Below are 19,358 nucleotides of genomic sequence, written 5' to 3'. Positions count from 1 at the left end.
CGGGTGGGTCGCGCCATAAATCATAGATAATATAATCGAACGATTTTTTTTGAACATCCATTCAGGAAACAAACACGTTTTCGTTGCTGCCGTGCGCTTGCATCGCTGCACACCCCGCCTCCAATCGGAAAAATCATAGATAATTTTCAGAATGAATAGGAATACCGCGCCACGTTATCAATAATCATCGCCACAACCCCGCAAGGAGGATGCGCATGAGCCTTAAGACTCGCCCCGCCGCTGAGATCTACCACCAGCCGCTGATGGACCTTCTGTTCGAGGCGCAAACCGTGCACCGCGCCCATTTCGACCCGAACCGCGTGCAATGCTCGATGCTCGTCTCGATCAAGACCGGCGGCTGCCCCGAGGATTGCTCCTATTGTTCGCAATCGGCACGCAACGGCTCAGAACTCTCGGCCTCGAAGCTGATGGAGGTCGAGCGGGTGCTGGCCGAGGCGCGCCGGGCGAAGGCCGCGGGCGCCACGCGCTATTGCATGGGCGCCGCCTGGCGCTCGCCGAAGGAGCGCGACATGCCCGCGGTCGAGGCGATGATCCGCGGCGTCAAGGCGCTCGGGCTCGAGACCTGCATGACGCTCGGCATGCTGTCGGGCGACCAGGCGGTGCGGCTGCGCGGCGCGGGGCTCGATTACTACAACCACAACATCGACACCTCGGAACGGTTCTACCCCGAAATCATCACCACCCGCAGTTTCCGCGACCGGCTCGACACGCTCGAGGCGGTGCGGACGGCGGGGATCTCGGTGTGCTCGGGCGGCATCCTGGGGCTCGGAGAGACCGCCGCGGACCGGATCTCGATGCTCGAGACGCTCGCCAACCTGCCCGAACCGCCGCAATCGGTGCCGGTCAACATGCTGATGCCGATGGAGGGCACGCCCCTGGCCGAAGCGCCGCGGCTCGACCCGATCGAGCTGGTGCGCACCATCGCCACCGCCCGCATCCTGATGCCGCGGTCCTATGTCCGGCTGTCGGCCGGGCGCAGCGAGATGAGCGACGAGCTGCAGGCGATGTGCGTCTTCGCCGGCGCGAATTCGATCTTCGTGGGCGAGCGGCTGCTCACTGCCGGCAACCCCGGCGAGGACCGTGACGCGGCGCTTTTCGCCAAGCTCGGCCTGGCCGCCGAGACCGGCCCCGAGGTCGAGGTCGAGGCGGCGCCCGACGGCAGCTGCGGCACCGGCTGCTGCGGCGGATGCGCGGCATGAGCGCCTTTCCCCGCCACGCCGCGGCGCTGCGCGCGCTGGCCGCACGTGGCCGCGGGCGGGTGCTGGCGCCGGCGCGGGGGCTCGATTTCGCCTCGAACGACTATCTGGGCCTTGCGGGCTCTCCCCTGCTGCGCGACGCGGCCGCCGCGGCGCTGGCCCGCGGCGTGGCGATCGGCGCCGGCGGCTCGCGTCTGTTGCGCGGCAACGACCCCGAGCACGAGGCGCTCGAGGCCGAGGCCGCGGCCTTCTTCGGCGCCGAGGCGGCGCTCTTCATGGGCGGCGGTTTTCAGGCGAACCAGGCGATCTTTGCCACGCTGCCGATGCAGGGGGATCTCGTCCTCCACGATGCGCTGGTGCATGCGAGCGCGCATGAGGGGATGCGCCTTGGCCGCGCCGAGCCCCGTGCCTTCGCCCATAACGACGTGACCGATGCCGCCGACCGGATCGCCGGCTGGCGGCGCGCGGGTGGCACCGGCCGGGTCTGGATCGCGGTCGAGAGCGTCTATTCGATGGAGGGCGACCTTGCGCCGCTTGCCGATCTTGCCGCCCTCGCCCGCGCCCATGACGCGGTGCTGGTGGTCGACGAGGCGCATGCGACCGGGGTCTTCGGCCCGCATGGCGCGGGGCTTGCGCATGGGCTGACCGACGTTGCGCTTGTGACGCTGCACACCGGCGGCAAGGGGCTTGGCGCCGCGGGCGCGCTGATCTGCGCCGAGCGGGTGCTGATCGAGACGCTGGTGAACCGTGCCCGGCCCTTCATCTTTGCCACCGCCCCCGCGCCGCTGACGGCGGCGATCCTGCGCGCGGCGCTGCGCGGGCTGGTCGAACATCCCGAATTGCAGGCGGCGGCGCAGGCGCGCATTGCCCATGCGAGGGCCGAGGCCGCGCGACTGTGCGGCCTACCCCCCGCCGCCAGCCAGATCCTGCCGGTGATCGAGGGCGAGGACGGCCGCGCCCTCGCCCGCGCCGCGGCCTTGCAGGCGCGCGGCTTCGACGTCCGCGCGATCCGCCCGCCGACTGTGCCACGCGGCACCGCGCGGCTGCGCCTCTCGCTCACCGGAGCGGTGGGCCCCGCCGAGATCACCGCCCTGTTCGAAACCCTCGCCCAGCTCAGGAGCACGCCATGAGCCGCCCCGAAACCGTCGTCGTCACCGGCACCGACACCGACATCGGCAAGACCGTGTTCAGCGCGGGTCTCACCGCCGCGCTGCAGGCAAGCTATTGGAAACCCGTGCAATCGGGCCTTGAGGGCCCGACCGACAGCGACACCGTTGCACGCCTCTCGGGCCGGCCCGTGCTGCCCGAGGCCTATCGGCTGCGCCTGCCCGCCTCGCCGCATCTGTCGGCCGCGCGCGAAGGGGTTCAGATCGACCCTGTCCGCCTTGCCCTGCCCGAGGTGCCGGGACCGCTGGTGGTCGAGGGCGCGGGTGGGCTGCTGGTGCCACTGACCCGCCGCATCCTCTTCCTCGACGTCATCGCCGGCTGGGGCGTGCCGGTGATCCTCGCCGCGCGCACCGCCCTTGGCACGATCAACCACACGCTCTTGTCGCTCGAGGCACTGCGGGCGCGCGGCGTGCGCGTCGCGGGCGTGGTGTTCCTGGGCAAGGAGGTCGCCGACACCCAGTCGGTGATCTGCGAGATCGGCCGGGTCGCGACGCTCGGCCGCCTGCCGCGGCTCGACCCGCTCACGCCCACCACCCTCGCCGCGGCCTTCGCCGGGCTCGATCTCTCGCCGCTGCACGAGGTGTGGTGATGGACCCGCTGGCGATCGACCGCACCCATCTGTGGCACCCCTACACCTCGATAGCCGCGCCGCAACCCGTGCACCGGGTGCGCGAAGCCGAGGGGATCTGGCTCACCCTCGACGACGGCACGCGGATGATCGACGCGATGTCGTCATGGTGGTGCGCGGCGCATGGCCACCGCCACCCGCGGCTGGTCGCGGCGCTCGAGGCGCAGCTGCACAGCCTGCCGCATGTGATGTTCGGCGGGCTGACACATGACGCGGCGATCGGGCTGGCGGCGCGGCTGGTGGCGCTGCTGCCGCCGGGGCTCGACCGGATCTTCTGCTGCGACAGCGGCTCGGTCTCGGTCGAGGTGGCGCTGAAGATGGCGGTGCAGGCACAGCACGCGCGCGGTGCCCGTGGCCGCAGCCGCTTTGCCACGGTGCGCGGCGGCTATCACGGCGACACCTGGTCGGCGATGAGCCTGTGCGACCCGGTCACCGGCATGCACGGCCATTTCGGTGCAGCGCTGGCGGTGCAGCATTTCACCCCCGCGCCGCCCGTGGCCTTCGGCGCCGACTGGCCCGAGGACCCGGCCGAAAACGGGCTTGGCGCGGTGGCCGCGCTCTTCGAGGAAAAGGGGCCCGAGATCGCCGGCTTCATCCTCGAACCCGTGGTGCAGGGCGCGGGCGGGATGCGGTTCTACCACCCCGCCTTCCTGCGCGGGCTGCGCGCGCTGTGCGACCGGCATGGGGTGATCCTGATCTTCGACGAGATCGCCACCGGCTTTGGCCGCACCGGGCGGATGTTCGCGATGGAGCACGCCGGGGTCACGCCCGACATCCTGTGTCTGGGCAAGGCGCTGACCGGCGGCATGATGAGCCTGGCCGTCACCGTCGCGTCCACCGCACTCGCGGCCGAGATCTCGGCCGGCGATCCCGGAGTGCTGATGCACGGGCCGACCTTCATGGCGAACCCGCTCGCCTGTGCGGCGGCCTGCGCGAGCCTCGATCTGCTGGCCGAGGCCGACTGGCAGGGCGCCGTTGCGCGGATCGGGGCACAGCTGGCAGACGAGCTTGCCCCTGCCCGCGACCTGCCGGGGGTGGCCGATGTCCGCACCCTTGGCGCGATCGGGGTGATCGAGATGCGCGCGCCGCTCGACAGCGCGCGGGTGCACGGATTTTGCCGTAAGGCCGGGGTCTGGCTGCGCCCCTTCGGGCGGCTTCTCTACACCATGCCGCCCTTCGTCACCGGCCCCGAGGACGTCTCGCGCATCACCGCCGCGATGGTTGCCATCGCGCGGGAGGCGACATGAGGGCCGAGTGGCTGAGCCGCGCGGGCCGGGGCGAGCTGCTGCTGGTCCTTGGCGGATGGGCGGTCGGGGCCGAGCCGTTTCGTCACCTCGAAACCGTGGCCGACGTGCTGGTGCTGAGCGATTATCGCGCCCTCGACTGGCGCGACGCGGTGACGGCGGGTTATGACCGCGTCACCCTCGTCGCCTATTCCTTCGGCGTCGCGGCGGCGGGCGCGGTGCTCGCGCAACTGACCCGCCAGCCTGCACAACTCCACGCCGTCTGCGGCTCGCCCTTCCCCTGCGACGCGCGCCGCGGCATCGCGCCCGGGGTGCTGCGCGCCACGGCCGCGGGGCTGTCGGAGGCAAGCCTTGCCCGCTTTGCCCGCCGTGCCGGCGCACCCGTTCCCGCCCCCGACATCGCCGCGCTGCGCGACGAGCTGCGTGCCGTCGCCGCCCGCCCGCCCGCGCCGGTGCCCAGCTTCGACCGGATCACCCTTGCCCGCCGCGACCGGATCTTTGCCCCCGAGGCGCTGACGCTCGCCTGGGCGGATCAGGCCGATCGGCTGCGCTGGACAGAAACCGGGCACAACCCCTTCGCCGGCTGGCGACACTGGACGGAGGCACTGGCATGAGCGCCCTCACCCCGCGCGTCGCGCACCGCTTTGCGCGCGGCGCGGGCAGCTATCACGGTGCCGCCGTGGCACAGTGCGAGATCGCCGCCCGGCTGTTCGCCGCGCTGCGCGCCGCGGCCGGACCGAAACGGTTTTCGCGCATTCTCGAGGCCGGCTGCGGCACGGGCCATCTGAGCCGACACCTGAGCACGCTCGACCCCGAACAGCTCTGGCTCAACGACCTGAGCACGACGCCCCCCGCCCTGCCCCGCGCCGTGGCGCTGCCCGGCGACATCGCGCAGATCGCGCTGCCCGGGCGGCTCGACCTCGTCGCCTCCTCCTCGATGATCCAGTGGCTCGAGGACCCGGGCGCGGTCATCGCGCGGCTCGCCGGGGCGGTGGCGCCGGGCGGGTTCCTCGCGCTCTCGGGCTTCGGCCCCGATCATTTTCCCGAACTGCGCGCGCTCGGCAGCTGCGCGGGGGCGCCGTCGTGTCTGAGCGGCGCCGGGCTGGCAGCCCTTCTGCCCGCGGGCTGGCAGGTCGCGGGCGCGGGCGACTGGCCGATCACGCTGAAGTTCGACAGCGCGCTTGCGGTGTTGCAGCATCTGCGCGCGACCGGGGTGAATGCGCGGGCGGGGCAGATCCGCTCGCGCGGGGCGTTGCTGCGGTTCCTGCACGCCTACGAGGACCGCTTTGCCGCGACCGAGGGCGTGCCACTGACCTATGCCGCAAGCTGGCTGGTCGCCCGCCGCGCGTCTTAGCTCATCCGCGACAGGTGACGTTCCAGCACCGCGCCCGCGGCCTTCGGGTCGCGCCGCCGGATCGCCGCCATGATCGCGTGATGGTCGGGGTCGATGCGCGGCCGCCAGCGTTCCTTGTAATGCACCAGCTGATAGCGCGCGGCGAGCAGTTGCAGGTTCGCCACCTCCTCCTGCAGCCGCGGCATGCCGCAGCCGGCATAGGTCGCGCTGTGAAAGGCCCGGTTCGCCTCTTCCCAGTCGAAGATGTTCTGCGCCGCATCGCAGAGGCGCCGCGCGGCCTCGGCCTCGGCGATCTGCACCGGGCTCAGATGCGGCACCGAATGGCGCAGCGCCAGCGGCTCGAGCACACCGCGCATCGCGCGCAGCTCGCGCTGCGCGGCGGGGTCGAGCGGCGCAACGCGCACGCCGCGATTGGGCTCGCTCACCGCCAGCCCCTTGCCGATCAGCCGCAGGAAGGCCTCGCGCACCGGAACGTGGCTGGTGCCGAACTCCTCGGCGATATGGTCCTGACGCAGCCGCTCGCCGGCGATCAGCTCGCCGCGGATGATGCGGAAGATCAGCTCCTCGGCGATGCGGCCGGATGTGGGCTGGCGTGTCTCGGTCATCGGTGGTCCCGGCGCTGTGCCCCGTCGCCGGGGCTCAGGGGCATTTAGACCGGCCCGCGCCCCGATGCCAACCGCCTACCAGCGCGCAAACCCCGCGCCATGCAGCGCCGCCTCGGCCAGAAGCGCGCAGAAATGCAGGAAGAGATAGGAGAGCGACATCCGGAACAGCCGCTTCTCGGCGGCCTGGCCATCGGCCTCGGCGGCGGCCTCGGGGCGGCGGAAGACCCGCCAGGCGCCGGCGAGGAAGCGCAGGTTCAGCCCCACCGCCACGGTCAGATAGACCGGCCCGCCGATCGACGTCAGCCCGAGCGCGAGCGAGGCCGGGATCAGCAGCAGGGTATAGCCGAGGATGTGATTGCGCGTGACGCGCCGGCCATGCGTCTCGGTCAGCATCGGAATCCCGGCGCGGCCGTAGTCCGACTTGACGAAGAGCGCCAGCGCCCAGAAATGCGGCGGCGTCCACATGAAGACCAGCGCGAACATCAGGAGGCTTTCAAGCGACACGCCCCCCGTCGCCACCGCCCAGCCGATCATCGGCGGGAAGGCCCCGGCGGCGCCACCGATCACGATGTTCTGCGGCGTCGAGCGCTTCAGCCAGATCGAATAGATCACCACGTAGAAGAAGATGGTGAAGGCCAGCAGCGCCGCGGCGATGCCATTCGCCACCACCGCCAGAAGCCCGACCGACAGCACCGACAGCGCCAGCCCGATCGCCAGCGCCTCGCCCGCGGCCACCCGGCCCGCGGGGATCGGCCGGCCGGCGGTGCGCTTCATCTTGGCGTCGATGTCGGCGTCCCACCACATGTTCAGCGCGCCCGAAGCGCCGCCGCCCACCGCGATGCAGGCAATCGCCATCGCGGCGCGCAGCGGATCGAGGTGACCCGGCGCGACCAGCATGCCGACGAGCGCGGTGAACACGACAAGCGACATCACCCGCGGCTTCAGCAGCACGATGTAATCCCCCGCGCGCGGGCCCTGCTGCCCCTCGGCGCGCGCCGGATCGGCGATCTGCTGCGTCCTCATGTCCTCTTGCCCCTGCTGGTCCCGCAACGGACGGGAGTCGGAGCTTGATATGACACGGCGGCGCACCGGGGCAAGGCGCAGGGGCATCGGCGGGGCTTTGCTCACGCAAGCGTGCGCAGTTGCGCGATCCGACTCGGAGCGGCCCGGTTTTGGGCCCCAGGCGCACAAAACCCGGGCATCCCCCCGTTTCCGCCGGACGTGACCGCTCACGCCCGGTCACGAATGCGCGAGAATTTTTCTCAATATTGGGGTTTCAAGACCGTGCGACAGAATGTCGCGGCGCATAATGTCGCATCGCACCCTAGCCCGGTAGCGCAAACGCGCCCGGTCTGCCCGCCTCCCCGCCCGCAGCCGGGCCCGGACAAGCTCAAGAGGCAAGACTTGCTCAGATCACCGAAACTCCTGCTGGCGACGGCTGGCGCATTCGCGCTTTCCGGCTGTCAGTTCGACGTTCTGTCGCCCCAGGGCTGGGTCGCAGGACAAGAGCGCAACCTTCTGGTCATCGCGACGCTGCTGATGCTGATCGTGATCGTGCCGGTGCTGTTCATGGCGGTCTACTTCCCGCTGCGATATCGCGCCGACCGCCCCGACAGCACCGATTACGATCCCAGCTTCACCCATTCGAACAAGCTCGAGGTGGTGGTCTGGGGCGTGCCGATCCTGATCATCCTCGCGCTTGGCGCGGTGACCTGGATCTACACCCACCGGCTCGACCCCTATCGCGACCTCAGCGCGCTGAACGCCGGCACCCCGGTCGAGGTCGAGGCGGTCTCGCTCGACTGGAAATGGCTGTTCATCTATCCCGAGCTCGGCGTCGCCTCGGTGAACGAGCTCGCCATTCCCGCCGGCCGCCCGGTCAACTTCCGGCTCAGCTCATCGACGGTGATGAACACGCTCTCGATCCCCGCGCTTGGCGGCATGGTCTATGCCATGGCCGGGATGGAGACCCAGCTGCACCTGATCGCCGACAATCCCGGCACCTTCGCCGGCCGTTCGGCGCATTACTCGGGCCCGGGCTTCTCGCAGATGACCTTCGACACCCGCGCGATGAGCGACGAGGACTTCAATGCCTGGGTGGCCGCCGCGAAAGCGAGCCCCGAGGCGCTGACCCGCGACACCTATCTGGCGCTCGAACGGCCGACCATCGGCGAGCCGGTGCGGCATTACGGCTCGGTCGAGGACGGGCTGTTCTCCCGCATCGTCGGGCTCTGCGTCGAGGACGGCAAGGTCTGCGTCGGCGACATGATGATGCAGGACAAGATGGGCGGCGGCGGGCTGAACGGCATCGCGAACGCACCCGCCTACGACTATGACCGCGCCCGCGCGATCGACGGTTTCGGCAATCCGCTCAACCTGCCCGCACCCGAACCGAAGGCCTTCCACGAGGCCTTCCTGACCAACCCCGACCTGATCTGCGGCACCGGCCGCACGGAGGCTGCGATCCATGTCAACTGAAGTTGCAAACGCCGGCGAGGTGATCTCCCCGATCTTCGGGCGGCTGACCCTCGACTGGATTCCCTATCACGAGCCGATCCTGATCGGCACCTTCGCGGGCGTCGCGCTCGGCGGCCTCGCCGTCCTGGCGCTGATGACCTATTTCCGGCTGTGGATGCCGCTGTGGCGCGACTGGGTCACCTCGGTCGACCACAAGAAGATCGGCATCATGTACATGGTGCTCGGCTTCATCATGATGGTGCGCGGCTTTGCCGATGCGCTGATGATGCGCGCGCAGCAGGCGATGGCCGCGGGCGGCGCGACGGGCTATCTGCCGCCGCACCACTTCGACCAGGTCTTCACCGCGCATGGCGTGATCATGATCTTCTTCGTCGCCATGGCCTTCGTGACCGGGGTGATGAACTATGTGATGCCGGCGCAGATCGGCGCGCGCGACGTGGCCTTCCCGTTCCTGAACAACTTCTCGTTCTGGATGACGGTGGCGGGCGCGCTTCTCGTGAACATCTCGCTCTTCGTGGGCGAGTTCGGGCGCGTCGGCTGGCTGGCCTTCCCGCCGCTCTCGGGCGCGGCCTATTCGACCGGGCCGGGCATGGACTATTACCTGTGGTCGCTGCAGATCGCGGGCGTGGGCACGACGCTCTCCGGCATCAACCTGATCGCCACCATCCTGAAGATGCGCGCGCCGGGGATGAAGCTGATGGACATGTCGGTCTTCACCTGGACGACGCTGTGCACCAACGTGCTGATCGTCGCGGCCTTCCCGGTGCTGACCGCCTCGCTCGCGCTGCTGACCCTCGACCGCTATCTCGGCACGCATTTCTTCACCAATGACTTTGGTGGCAATGCGATGATGTACATCAACCTGATCTGGATCTGGGGCCACCCGGAAGTCTACATCCTGATCATCCCCTGCTTCGGCATCTTCTCGGAGATCGTCGCGACCTTCTCGGGCAAGCCGCTCTTCGGCTACAAGGCGATGGTCTATGCGACCGCCTGCATCATGGTGCTGAGCTTCGTCGTCTGGCTGCACCACTTCTTCACCATGGGCTCGGGCGCGAACGTCAACACCTTCTTCGGCATCACCACGATGATCATCTCGGTGCCGACGGGGGTGAAGATCTTCAACTGGCTGTTCACCATGTACAAGGGCCAGGTCCGGCTCGAAGTGCCGATGCTGTGGACGATCGGCTTCCTCGTGACCTTCACCATCGGCGGCATGACGGGCGTCCTGCTGGCGGTTCCGCCGGTCGACTTCCAGCTTCACAACACGCTGTTCCTGATCGCGCACTTCCACAACGTGATCATCGGCGGCGTGGTCTTCGCGGTCTATGCCGCGGTCAGCTACTGGTGGCCCAAGGCCTTCGGCTTCAAGCTTGACGACCGGCTCGGCAAGGCGACCTTCTGGTTCTGGTTCATCGGCTTCTGGTTCGCCTTCATGCCGCTTTATGCGCTTGGCCTGATGGGCGTGACGCGGCGGATGAACTCCTATGCCGATGCCGCCTGGCAGCCCTACTTCATCGTCGCGGCCTTCGGCGCGCTGCTGATCCTGTGCGGCATCATCTGCACCTTCGCGAACTTCGGCTACTCGATCCTGAACCGCAAGAAGCTCGCCTGCGGGAACGACCCGTGGAACGGCCGCACGCTCGAATGGGCGATGCAGTCGCCGCCCGCGCCCTACAATTTCCCGCAGGAAATCCATGTGCGCGGCCGTGACGAGTTCTGGCGGATGAAGCAGGAAGGCTTTACCTGGGCGGAAAGCTATGCGCCGATCCACATGCCGAAGAACACCGCGACCGGCTTTCTGCTGGCGGCCTTCGCCCTCGCCTTCGGCTTCGCGATGGTGTGGTACATCTGGTGGCTGGCCGGCCTTGCCTTCCTCGCGATGATCGCGATCGGCATCGGCCATACCTTCAACTACAACCGCGACTACTTCATCCCGGCGACCACGGTTACCGCGACCGAAGCGAAAGGAGCGACGGCATGACCCCGTTCGACGCCACCCGGGCCGGGGCGATCCCCGGCCTCGCCGCCGCGCAGGCCCATGACCATGACCACGGCGCCGGCCATTCCAGCCCGACCGCGATCGGGTTCTGGATCTACCTGATGAGCGACTGCATCATCTTCGGCTGCCTGTTCGCGACCTATGCGGTGCTCGGCGGCAACTATGCCGGCGGGCCCGGCCCGAAGGACCTGTTCGAGCCCGGCTTCGTCGCAGTGGAAACCGCGCTGCTGCTGATCTCCTCGGTCACCTTCGGCCTTGCGATGCTGAAGGCCGAGGCCGGCGCGCGGGGCGCCACCATGGCCTGGCTGGTGGTCACCGCGCTCTTCGGCGCGGGCTTCATCGGCATGGAAGTCTACGAGTTCCGCCACCTCGTGCATATCGGCGCGGGGCCGGACCGCTCGGCCTTCCTGTCGGCCTTCTTCGCGCTTGTCGGCACCCACGGTCTGCACGTCACCGCGGGCCTGATCTGGCTGGTCACCCTGCTCGTTCAGGTCGGCCAGCGCGGTCTGGTGCCGGCGAACATGCAGCGCCTCTCGACGCTCAGCATGTTCTGGCACTTCCTCGACCTCGTCTGGATCGGGGTCTTCTCCTTCGTCTATCTGGTGAGGCTGATCTGATGAGCGCACATACGCAACACGGCAGCCACGGCAGCATGGGCACGCTGATGACGGGCTTCGCCCTCGCCGCGCTGCTCACCATCGTTCCCTTCGCGCTGGTGATGGGAGAGGTGCAGATCAGCCGCATCACGATGATCGGCCTGATCATGGGACTCGCCGCGGTGCAGATCCTCGTGCATCTGGTGTTCTTCCTGCATGTGAACCGCTCGGCCGAGGGGGGCTGGACGCTCGCCGCCTCGATCTTCTCGGTGATCATCCTCGTCATCGTGCTCGCGGGCTCGCTCTGGGTCATGCACAACATGAACGAGAACATGATGCCGATGCCCGACATGGATCACATGATGAACCTGCAGTCGCAGCAGGGCTGAGCCCCGCCTGCGTGATGCACCCCGACGGGGCCGGTCTTCCGGCCCCGTTTGCATGAGGAGAAAGACGATGTCCCGCCCCCGCCGCCCTGCCCGCCTGATCCTGACCGCCCTTCTCGCCGCCCTCGGCATCGCCGGCTTCTCGGCGCTCGGCGTGTGGCAGATCGAGCGCCTGCACTGGAAGCTCGACCTGATCGCCCGTGTCGATGCCCGCATCCATGCCGATCCGGTGCCCGCCCCCGGCCCCGCCGACTGGCCCGGGATCAGCGCCGAAAGCGCCGAGTATCGCCGTGTGGCCCTCTCGGGCCAGTTCCTCGCCGACAAGACCGTGCTGATCTACACCCCCTCCGATTACGGCCCGGCCGACTGGGTGCTGACCCCGCTCGCGCGCGACGACGGCACGGTGGTGATGGTCAACTGCGGCGTCGTGCCCGACGACATCGCCCGCGCCGGCGGGGTCACCACGCCCGAGGGGCCGGTGACGGTGACCGGCCTGCTGCGGATCTCGGAAGATCGCGGCTGGCTGTTCTCGCGCGAGAACGATCCGGCCGCGCGCAAATGGTATCGCCGCGACATCGGCTCGATCACCGCGACGCTGGGCCTGAGCCCCGCCGCGCCCTATTTCGTCGATGCCGAGCTCGGCGATCCCGCCGCCTGGCCGCGCGGCGGGCAGACCGTGGTGGCCTTCCGCAACGCCCATCTGAGCTATGCGCTGACCTGGTTCGCGCTCGCCGCGGTGGTGGCGCTTGGCGCCGGGCTCGTCTTCCGGCACGAACTGCGCGGCCGCGGCTGAGCCCTTCCCCGTCGCGCCGCGCGCGGCTATCCTGCCCGCATGAGTGACACCCCGATCCCCGGTTACCCGCTGCGCCCGGGCCGCGTCCACGAGGTCTGCGGCCCCGGCGCCCCCGCCTTCGCCGCGATCTGCGCCGCCCCGGGCACGGGGCCGGTGCTGTGGATCCGCGAGGCCCATACCCGCGAGGCGCTGACCCCGCAGGGCCTGCTGCCCTTCCTCGATCCCGCCCGCCTGCTGATCGCCCAGACCCGCACCCCGGCCGACAGCCTTGCCGTGGCCGAAGAGGCGCTGAAGGACGGTACCGTGCCGCTGGTCGTGCTGGCCGTCACCCGCCCGCTCGATCTGCGCGAGGGGCGGCGGCTGCAGCTCGCCGCGGGCGCGGGCGGCGCCACCGGGCTGTGCCTGATCCCCGAGGGCATGGGCAGCAACGCCGCCGAGACGCGCTGGCGCGCCACGCCCCGCCTTGCGCCGCAACCGGGGCCGGACTCGACTCCGTTCCGCTGGGAAAGTATAAAGAACAAATCAGGAACAACGGGGGCCTGGGATGTTCTGTGGGAGCCGGCGACGCATCGTCTGCGTGTGGTTTCCCCGTCTCGCGAGTGACGGGGCGCTGCGCGCGCGCCCACTCGAGGGACCCTTCGCGCTGACCCTGCGCCAGGGCAACGCGGAGCGGCTGCATTGCCTGAACCGCGCGGCCGAGGCGGCGGGGCTGTTTCGCGGCATGGCACTGGCCGAGGCGCGGGTGTTCTGCGCCGCGCTGCAGACCCGCCCGGCCGATCTGCACCGCGAGGCGCAGCTGCTGGCGGCGCTGCGCCGCTGGGCCACGCGCTACAGCCCCTGGGTCGGGCTCGAGGGCGAGGACGGGCTTGCCCTCGACATCACCGGCGCGGCGCATCTCTTCGGCGGCGAGGCGGGTCTGCTTGCCGATCTGCGCGCGCGACTGTCGCGAGCGGGGTTCACCGCCTGCCTCGGCCTCGCCTCGAGCCGCGGCGCGGCCTGGGCGCTGGCCCATCACGGCGAGGGGGTGGCGCCGCCTGGCGAAGACCTTGCCGCGATCGCCGGGCTGCCGGTCGCGGCGCTGCGGCTCGCGCCCGAGACGGTGACGGCGCTGCAACGGCTTGGCCTGCGCCACGTCGGCGATCTCGCCCGCACCCCGCGCGCCCCTCTCGCCCGCCGCTTCGGTGCCGCACTGCTCGACCGGCTCGATGCCGCGACCGGCGCCGCGCCCGAGCCCCTCACCCCGGGCGCCGAACCGCCCCGCTTCGCGCTGCGCCTGACCCTGCCCGACCCGATCGGCCTTGTGGCCGACGTGCAGGCCGGCACCGCGCGGCTGCTCGCGGCGCTGTGCGCGCGGCTCGCTGCGCAACAGACCGGGGCGCGGGTGCTGCGCCTGACCCTGCGCCGCGTCGACCGCGACACGCAGGAGGTCGAGCTGCGCCTTGCCGCCGCGCTGCGCGACCCGGCGCGGATCTTGCCGCTTTTCACCCGCGGGATCGAGGCGGTGGACGCGGGCTTCGGCATCGACCAGCTGCGGCTCGAGGCGGTGCAGGTCGAACCCCTTCCTGCACAGCAGCTCGGCACGACCACCGCCCCGGGCGACCCGGCCCGGCTTGGCGATCTGCTCAGCCGGATCGGCACCCGGATCGGGCTCGAGAACATCCTGCGCCTGCTGCCAGCCGACAGCCATGTGCCCGAACGCGGCTTCCTCACCGCACCGGCCGCCTTCTCGCGCCCCGCGAGCGGCTGGAACGCCCCGCGCCCGCGCCCGCTCGTCCTGTTCCCGCCCGAACCCGTCACCGCGGCGGGCAGCACCCCGCCGCGCACCTTCCGCTGGCGCCGGATGGCGCTCAGCACCGCCCGCGCCGAGGGGCCGGAACGGCTTGCGCCGGAATGGTGGTTCGACGATCCCGCCTGGCGCAGCGGGCTGCGCGACTATTGGCGGATCGAGACGCGGCAGGGCCGCCGGCTGTGGCTGTTTCACACCCCGCAGGCGCCGGGCTGGTGGGTGCAGGGCGAATTCGCATGACCTCCCCGCCCCCGCCCGGGCTGCCCGCCTCCCGACCGGCCGACACGCCCGCGGCCACCGCCCTGCCCCCAGGCTTTCTCCTTGCCGAAAATACCTCGGGGGAGGCGCCGGCAGGCGCCGGGGGCAGCGCCCCCCCGGCCTATGCCGAGCTTTGCATCACCTCGAACTTCACCTTCCTCACCGGCGCCTCCCACCCCGAGGAGCTGGTGGTCCGCGCGGCCGAGCTCGGGCTCGGCGCGATCGCGATCACCGACCGCAACTCGGTCGCGGGCGTGGTGCGGGCCTGGACCGCGCTGAAGGTGCTGCGCGAGCAGGCACAGGCGGCGGTGCGCTCGGCGCGGCAGGTCGACCCCTCCTCGCGGCAGGAGCTGTCGCCCGCCACGCCCTGCCCTGCCACACCCCCCGTCACCCTGCCGCGGCTGATCGCCGGGGCGCGGCTCGTGCTGACCGATTGCCCGGTCGAATGGCTTGCCCTGTCGATCGACCGCGCCGGCTGGAGCGGGCTGACGCAGCTTCTGACCCTCGGCCGGCGGCGGGCACCGAAGGGCCAATGTGCGCTCGGGCTCGACGACCTTCTTGCCCGTGGCGCGGGGCTCGTGCTGATCGCGCTGCCGCCCGCCGACACGGCCGCCGCGCTTGCCCCCCTCGCCCGGGTGCAGCGCCGCTTCCCGGGGCAGGTCTTCACCGGCGCCGCGCCGCGCTATGACGGCTCCGATCAGACGTGGTTCGATGCCTGCGCGGCGCTGGCGCTCGCCGCCTCGGCGCCGATGGTGGCCGTGGGCGATGTGCTGATGCACCGCGCCGCGCGCCGCCCGCTTGCCGATGTGCTCACCTGCCTGCGCGAGGGCTGCACCATCGACACGATCGGCACCCGCGCCCTGCCCAATGCCGAGCGCCGGCTGAAGGGCGCGCCCGACATGGCGCGGCTGTTCCGTCGCCACCCCGCCGCACTGCGCCGCACGCTCGAGATCGCGGCGCGCTGCGCCTTCGATCTGGGCGAGCTCAGCTATCAATACCCCGACGAGGTCGAGAACGGCGAGCCGCCGCAGGCCCGGCTCGAGCGGCTGACCCGCGAAGGCCTGGCCCGGCGCTGCCCCGACGGCATCCCCGAGCGCTACCACGCCCTTGCCCGCAAGGAACTCGCTCTGGTCGGCGAGCTCGGCTATGCGCCCTATTTCCTCACCGTCCACGACATCGTCGCCTTCGCCCGCTCCCGCGCGATCCTGTGTCAGGGCCGCGGCTCGGCGGCGAATTCGATCATCTGCTGGGCGCTTGGCATCACCGATGTCAGCCCCGAGATGATCGGCATGGTGTTCGAACGCTTCATCTCGCGCCACCGCGGCGAGCCGCCCGACATCGACGTCGATTTCGAGCATGAGCGGCGCGAGGAGGTGATCCAGTGGATCTATGCCCGCTATGGCCGCGAGCGTGCGGGCCTGTGCGCCACCGTCATCCATTTCCGCACCCGTGCCGCGATCCGCGAGGTGGGCAAGGTGATGGGGCTTTCGGCCGATGTCACGGCGGCGCTCTCGGGCCAGATCTGGGGCAGCTCGAACGCCGGGCCCGACCCCGCCCGGCTGCGCGAGATCGGGCTGAACCCCGACGACCGGCGCCTCGCCCGCACCGTCGCGCTGATCGCCGAGATCATCGGCTTTCCGCGCCACCTGAGCCAGCATGTCGGCGGCTTCGTCATCACCCGCGACCGGCTCGACGCGCTGTGCCCGATCGAGAATGCCGCGATGGAGGGGCGCACGGTGATCGAATGGGACAAGGACGACATCGACGCACTCGGCATCCTGAAGGTCGACGTGCTCAGCCTCGGCATGCTCAGCTGCCTGCGCAAGGCCTTCGCGCTGCTCGCCGGGACCGGCGGCCCCACACTCACCCTTGCCAGCGTGCCGCAGGAGGACGGCGCCACCTACCGGATGCTGTCGCGCGCCGATGCCGTGGGGGTGTTCCAGGTCGAAAGCCGGGCACAGATGAACTTCCTGCCGCGGATGCGCCCCGCCACCTTCTACGATCTGGTGATCGAGGTGGCGATCGTCCGCCCCGGCCCGATCCAGGGTGGCATGGTCAAGCCCTATATCCGCCGCCGTCAGGGGCTCGAGGCGCCCGAACCCTTCGGCCCGGCGCTGGCCGCGGTCACCGCAAAGACCCTCGGCGTGCCGCTGTTTCAGGAACAGGCGATGCAGATCGCGGTGGTCGGCGCCGGCTATACCGCCGAGGAGGCCGACCAGCTGCGCCGCTCGCTCGCCTCATTCCGCCGCATGGGCACGATCGGCGCCCATCACGCCCGCTTCGTCGGCGGGATGGAGGCGAACGGCTATCCGCGCGAGGTGGCCGAGGCCTGTTTCGCGCAGATCGAGGGCTTTGCCGATTACGGTTTCCCCGAAAGCCACGCCGCCGCCTTCGCGATGCTGACCTATGTCTCGGCCTGGCTGAAATGCCACCACCCGGCAATCTTCGCCTGCGCACTGCTGAACAGCCAGCCGATGGGCTTTTACGCCCCCGCCCAGATCGTGCGCGACCTGCGCGAGCACGGGGTCGAGGTGCGGCCGGTCTGCGTCAACCACTCGGGCTGGGACAACAGCCTCGAGCGGCGCGGTGACGGCCGGCTGGCGCTGCGGCTCGGCTTCCGGCAGATCCGCGGCTTTCGCGCAGAAGAGGCCGAGTGGATCGTCGCCGCCCGCGGCAATGGCTATCCCGACCCCGAAAGCCTGTGGCTACGTGCCGGCACCCGCGCCCCCGCGCTCGAGCGTCTGGCCGAGGCCGACGCCTTCGCCGGCATGGGGCTCACCCGGCGCGATGCGCTCTGGGCGGTGCGGGCGATCCGGGCGCCGGCGCCGCTGCCGCTCTTTGCCGATCCGCTCGATGGCGAGGGCGGGGTCGAGCCCGCGGTCGAGCTGCCGCCGATGCATCTGGGCGAGGAGGTGGTCGAGGATTACGTCGCGCTGCGCCTGACCTTGCGCGCCCATCCGATGGAGCTGTTGCGGCCCGGGATCGCGGGTCTGATCCCGGCGGCAGATCTTGCCACCGCGCCGCCGCAGCGGGTTTCGGTGTGCGGCCTCGTCATCACCCGGCAGCGGCCCGGCACCGCCTCGGGGGTGATCTTCCTCACCCTAGAGGACGAGACCGGCACCGCGAATGTGGTGGTCTGGCGCGCGGTCTATGCCCGCTTTCGCCGCGCGGTGATCGGCGGGCGGCTGCTGCGGGTGACCGGCCGGCTCGAGCGCGAGGGGATCGTCGTGCACCTGATCGCCGAGACGATCGAGGACCTGTCGCCGCGGCTTTCCGCGCTTGGCCATCCGCTCGACACGGTGGTCGGGCTGACCCGGCCCGAGGCGGACGATGCCCCCCGCCCCGCCCGCGTGCCGCCGCGCGCCCGCCACCCGCGCGAGCAGGCGAAACGGCTGTTTCCAAGCCGCGACTTCCATTGAGCCCCGGGCCGAGTCGCGCCCCGCCCCCGTGCCGGAACTGCCGCTTTTTTGCCCGCCGGTCGGAAATTGCGTCGCGCAGACGGGCAAGGCGCCCCCGCCCGCGCCGCACTGCCGCGCGTGGCGGGTGAAATCCTTGACCCATGCCGCCCCGCTTGGCGTCATGGGACCAGAGTTGGCGACTAGGGTTCCGGCAGAGATGCGTCTGGTCCGAGAGCTGCCACCGGCGGGGGAGACATCCCCGTTCGGCGCACGGCGGGATAAAAACCCGGGAGACCTCGTCCAGCCAAGGGATTGGCGGAACGATGGTCCGTTCGTCCCTTCATGTATGCAGTTTGAACGTGAAAGGAACGACCCATGACGACCCGCCGCGCCACCCTTCTCGGCTCGCTCGCAACCCTGGCCGCCTTCGCCGTCTCGCCCGCCTTTGCCGCTCCGAAGACCGATTTCAAGGTCGCCTGGTCGATCTATGCCGGCTGGATGCCCTGGGGCTATGCCGCCGACCATGGCATCGTGAAGAAATGGGCCGACAAATACGGCCTGACGATCGAGGTCACGCAGTTCAACGACTATGTCGAGTCGATGAACCAGTACACCGCCGGCGCCTATGACGCGGTGACGCTGACCAACATGGACGGGCTCTCGATCCCGGCCGCAGGCGGCGTCGACACCACCGCGGTGGTGATCGGCGATTTCTCGAACGGCAATGACGCGGTGATCCTGAAGGGCAAGGACAGCCTTGCCGACATCAAGGGCCAGAGCGTCAACCTCGTCGAATTCTCGGTCTCGGAATACCTGCTGGTGCGCGGGCTCGAAAGCGCCGGCATGACCGAGAAGGACGTCAAGGTGGTCAACACCGCCGATCCGGACATGGTCGGCGCCTTCCAGACACCGGACGTGACCGCGATGGTCACCTGGAACCCGATGGTGTCGGAAATCGCCAAGCTGCCCGATGCCCATGTCGTCTTCGACAGCTCGAAGATCCCGGGCGAGATCATCGACATGATGGTGGCGAACACCGAAGTGCTGACGGAGAACCCCGATTTCGGCAAGGCCCTTGCCGGGATCTGGTATGACACCGTGACGCTGATGCAGGCCGACACGGCCGAGGGCGCCGCCGCGCGCGCCGCCATGGGCGCGGCCTCGGGCACCGATCAGGCCGGATTCGAGGAACAGCTTGCCGCCACGCGTCTCTTCGACAAGCCCGCCGATGGCGTCGCCTTCGTCACCTCGGCCGAGCTGCCGACCACGATGGACCATGTGCGCACCTTCCTCTTCGACAAGGGGCTTCTCGGCACCGGCGCGACCTCGGCCGATGCGATCGGCATCGAGATGCCCGGCGGCGCCGTGCTGGGCGACAGCGCGAACGTCCAGTTCCGCTACACCGACGCGTTCATGAAACTCGCCCGGGACGGCAAGCTGTAAGCG

At 70.2% G+C, this 19,358-nt stretch carries 17 protein-coding genes and 1 riboswitch; of the genes, 15 read left to right on the top strand and 2 right to left on the bottom strand.

Annotated elements, in window-relative coordinates:
* The first annotated feature begins 215 nt into the window (after positions 1 to 215).
* The 6 genes from bioB to EOW65_RS08495 are packed head-to-tail and all read left to right on the top strand — an operon-like array spanning position 216 to position 5,610.
* The gene (gene bioB, locus EOW65_RS08520; RefSeq protein ID WP_128148538.1) at positions 216 to 1,220 is read left to right on the top strand and encodes a biotin synthase BioB; all 1,005 of its coding nucleotides are present in this window, start codon (positions 216 to 218) and stop codon (positions 1,218 to 1,220) included.
* Positions 1,217 to 2,347, top strand: a complete 1,131-nt coding sequence (locus EOW65_RS08515; RefSeq protein WP_394342739.1) for an aminotransferase class I/II-fold pyridoxal phosphate-dependent enzyme — start codon at positions 1,217 to 1,219, stop codon at positions 2,345 to 2,347. The genes bioB and EOW65_RS08515 overlap by 4 nt, the downstream gene beginning before the upstream one ends.
* Positions 2,344 to 2,973, top strand: a complete 630-nt coding sequence (gene bioD / locus EOW65_RS08510) for a dethiobiotin synthase (protein ID WP_128148536.1) — start codon at positions 2,344 to 2,346, stop codon at positions 2,971 to 2,973. The genes EOW65_RS08515 and bioD overlap by 4 nt, the downstream gene beginning before the upstream one ends.
* Positions 2,973 to 4,259, top strand: coding sequence for an adenosylmethionine--8-amino-7-oxononanoate transaminase (gene bioA / locus EOW65_RS08505; protein ID WP_128148535.1), 1,287 nt, complete (start codon positions 2,973 to 2,975; stop codon positions 4,257 to 4,259). Before bioD ends, bioA begins: the two co-directional genes overlap by 1 nt.
* Complete coding sequence (locus EOW65_RS08500) at positions 4,256 to 4,870, top strand: pimeloyl-ACP methyl esterase BioG family protein (protein WP_128148534.1); 615 nt, start codon at positions 4,256 to 4,258, stop codon at positions 4,868 to 4,870. Before bioA ends, EOW65_RS08500 begins: the two co-directional genes overlap by 4 nt.
* Positions 4,867 to 5,610, top strand: coding sequence for a methyltransferase domain-containing protein (locus EOW65_RS08495; protein ID WP_128148533.1), 744 nt, complete (start codon positions 4,867 to 4,869; stop codon positions 5,608 to 5,610). The genes EOW65_RS08500 and EOW65_RS08495 overlap by 4 nt, the downstream gene beginning before the upstream one ends.
* Here the strand turns inward: EOW65_RS08495 and EOW65_RS08490 are convergent.
* Together EOW65_RS08490 and cyoE are read right to left on the bottom strand one after the other, a co-directional pair.
* The gene (locus EOW65_RS08490) at positions 5,607 to 6,215 is read right to left on the bottom strand and encodes a GntR family transcriptional regulator (RefSeq protein WP_128148532.1); all 609 of its coding nucleotides are present in this window, start codon (positions 6,213 to 6,215) and stop codon (positions 5,607 to 5,609) included. The genes EOW65_RS08495 and EOW65_RS08490 overlap by 4 nt on opposite strands.
* Before the next feature lie 75 nt (positions 6,216 to 6,290).
* A complete protein-coding gene (cyoE, locus tag EOW65_RS08485; protein ID WP_128148531.1) occupies positions 6,291 to 7,238 on the bottom strand; it encodes a heme o synthase in 948 nt (315 codons plus the stop codon).
* A 381-nt stretch (positions 7,239 to 7,619) separates the two neighbouring features.
* On the opposite strand from cyoE, the gene cyoA reads away from it, so the two are divergent.
* From cyoA to EOW65_RS08440, 9 genes are all read left to right on the top strand, one after another.
* Complete coding sequence (gene cyoA / locus EOW65_RS08480; RefSeq protein ID WP_240664586.1) at positions 7,620 to 8,693, top strand: ubiquinol oxidase subunit II; 1,074 nt, start codon at positions 7,620 to 7,622, stop codon at positions 8,691 to 8,693.
* Positions 8,683 to 10,677, top strand: a complete 1,995-nt coding sequence (gene cyoB / locus EOW65_RS08475; RefSeq protein ID WP_128148529.1) for a cytochrome o ubiquinol oxidase subunit I — start codon at positions 8,683 to 8,685, stop codon at positions 10,675 to 10,677. The genes cyoA and cyoB overlap by 11 nt, the downstream gene beginning before the upstream one ends.
* A complete protein-coding gene (gene cyoC / locus EOW65_RS08470; RefSeq protein WP_113900637.1) occupies positions 10,674 to 11,312 on the top strand; it encodes a cytochrome o ubiquinol oxidase subunit III in 639 nt (212 codons plus the stop codon). The genes cyoB and cyoC overlap by 4 nt, the downstream gene beginning before the upstream one ends.
* Entirely contained in the window at positions 11,312 to 11,680 is a 369-nt protein-coding gene (cyoD, locus tag EOW65_RS08465) for a cytochrome o ubiquinol oxidase subunit IV (RefSeq protein WP_128148528.1), read from the top strand. The genes cyoC and cyoD overlap by 1 nt, the downstream gene beginning before the upstream one ends.
* A gap of 67 nt (positions 11,681 to 11,747) precedes the next feature.
* Positions 11,748 to 12,470 carry an SURF1 family protein gene (locus EOW65_RS08460; RefSeq protein WP_128148527.1) on the top strand — a complete coding sequence of 241 codons (723 nt, stop codon included), beginning with the start codon at positions 11,748 to 11,750 and terminating at the stop codon, positions 12,468 to 12,470.
* Between the two features lie 39 nt (positions 12,471 to 12,509).
* On the top strand, positions 12,510 to 13,073 hold the full coding sequence (locus EOW65_RS08455; RefSeq protein ID WP_128148526.1) for a hypothetical protein: 564 nt from the start codon (positions 12,510 to 12,512) through the stop codon (positions 13,071 to 13,073).
* Positions 13,015 to 14,496, top strand: a complete 1,482-nt coding sequence (locus tag EOW65_RS08450; RefSeq protein ID WP_128148525.1) for a Y-family DNA polymerase — start codon at positions 13,015 to 13,017, stop codon at positions 14,494 to 14,496. The genes EOW65_RS08455 and EOW65_RS08450 overlap by 59 nt, the downstream gene beginning before the upstream one ends.
* A complete protein-coding gene (locus tag EOW65_RS08445; protein ID WP_128148524.1) occupies positions 14,493 to 17,933 on the top strand; it encodes an error-prone DNA polymerase in 3,441 nt (1,146 codons plus the stop codon). The genes EOW65_RS08450 and EOW65_RS08445 overlap by 4 nt, the downstream gene beginning before the upstream one ends.
* A gap of 168 nt (positions 17,934 to 18,101) precedes the next feature.
* Positions 18,102 to 18,207: riboswitch (guanidine-I (ykkC/yxkD leader) on the top strand.
* 80 nt (positions 18,208 to 18,287) lie between these two features.
* Positions 18,288 to 19,355, top strand: coding sequence for a putative urea ABC transporter substrate-binding protein (locus tag EOW65_RS08440; RefSeq protein ID WP_128148523.1), 1,068 nt, complete (start codon positions 18,288 to 18,290; stop codon positions 19,353 to 19,355).
* Positions 19,356 to 19,358 lie beyond the last annotated feature (3 nt).

The organism is Paenirhodobacter ferrireducens, assembly GCF_004022265.1.
GTDB classification, from domain to species: domain Bacteria; phylum Pseudomonadota; class Alphaproteobacteria; order Rhodobacterales; family Rhodobacteraceae; genus Rhodobacter; species Rhodobacter ferrireducens.
Note: the sequence above shows the minus strand (reverse complement) of the source record. Positions and strands in the feature narration are given on the sequence as shown.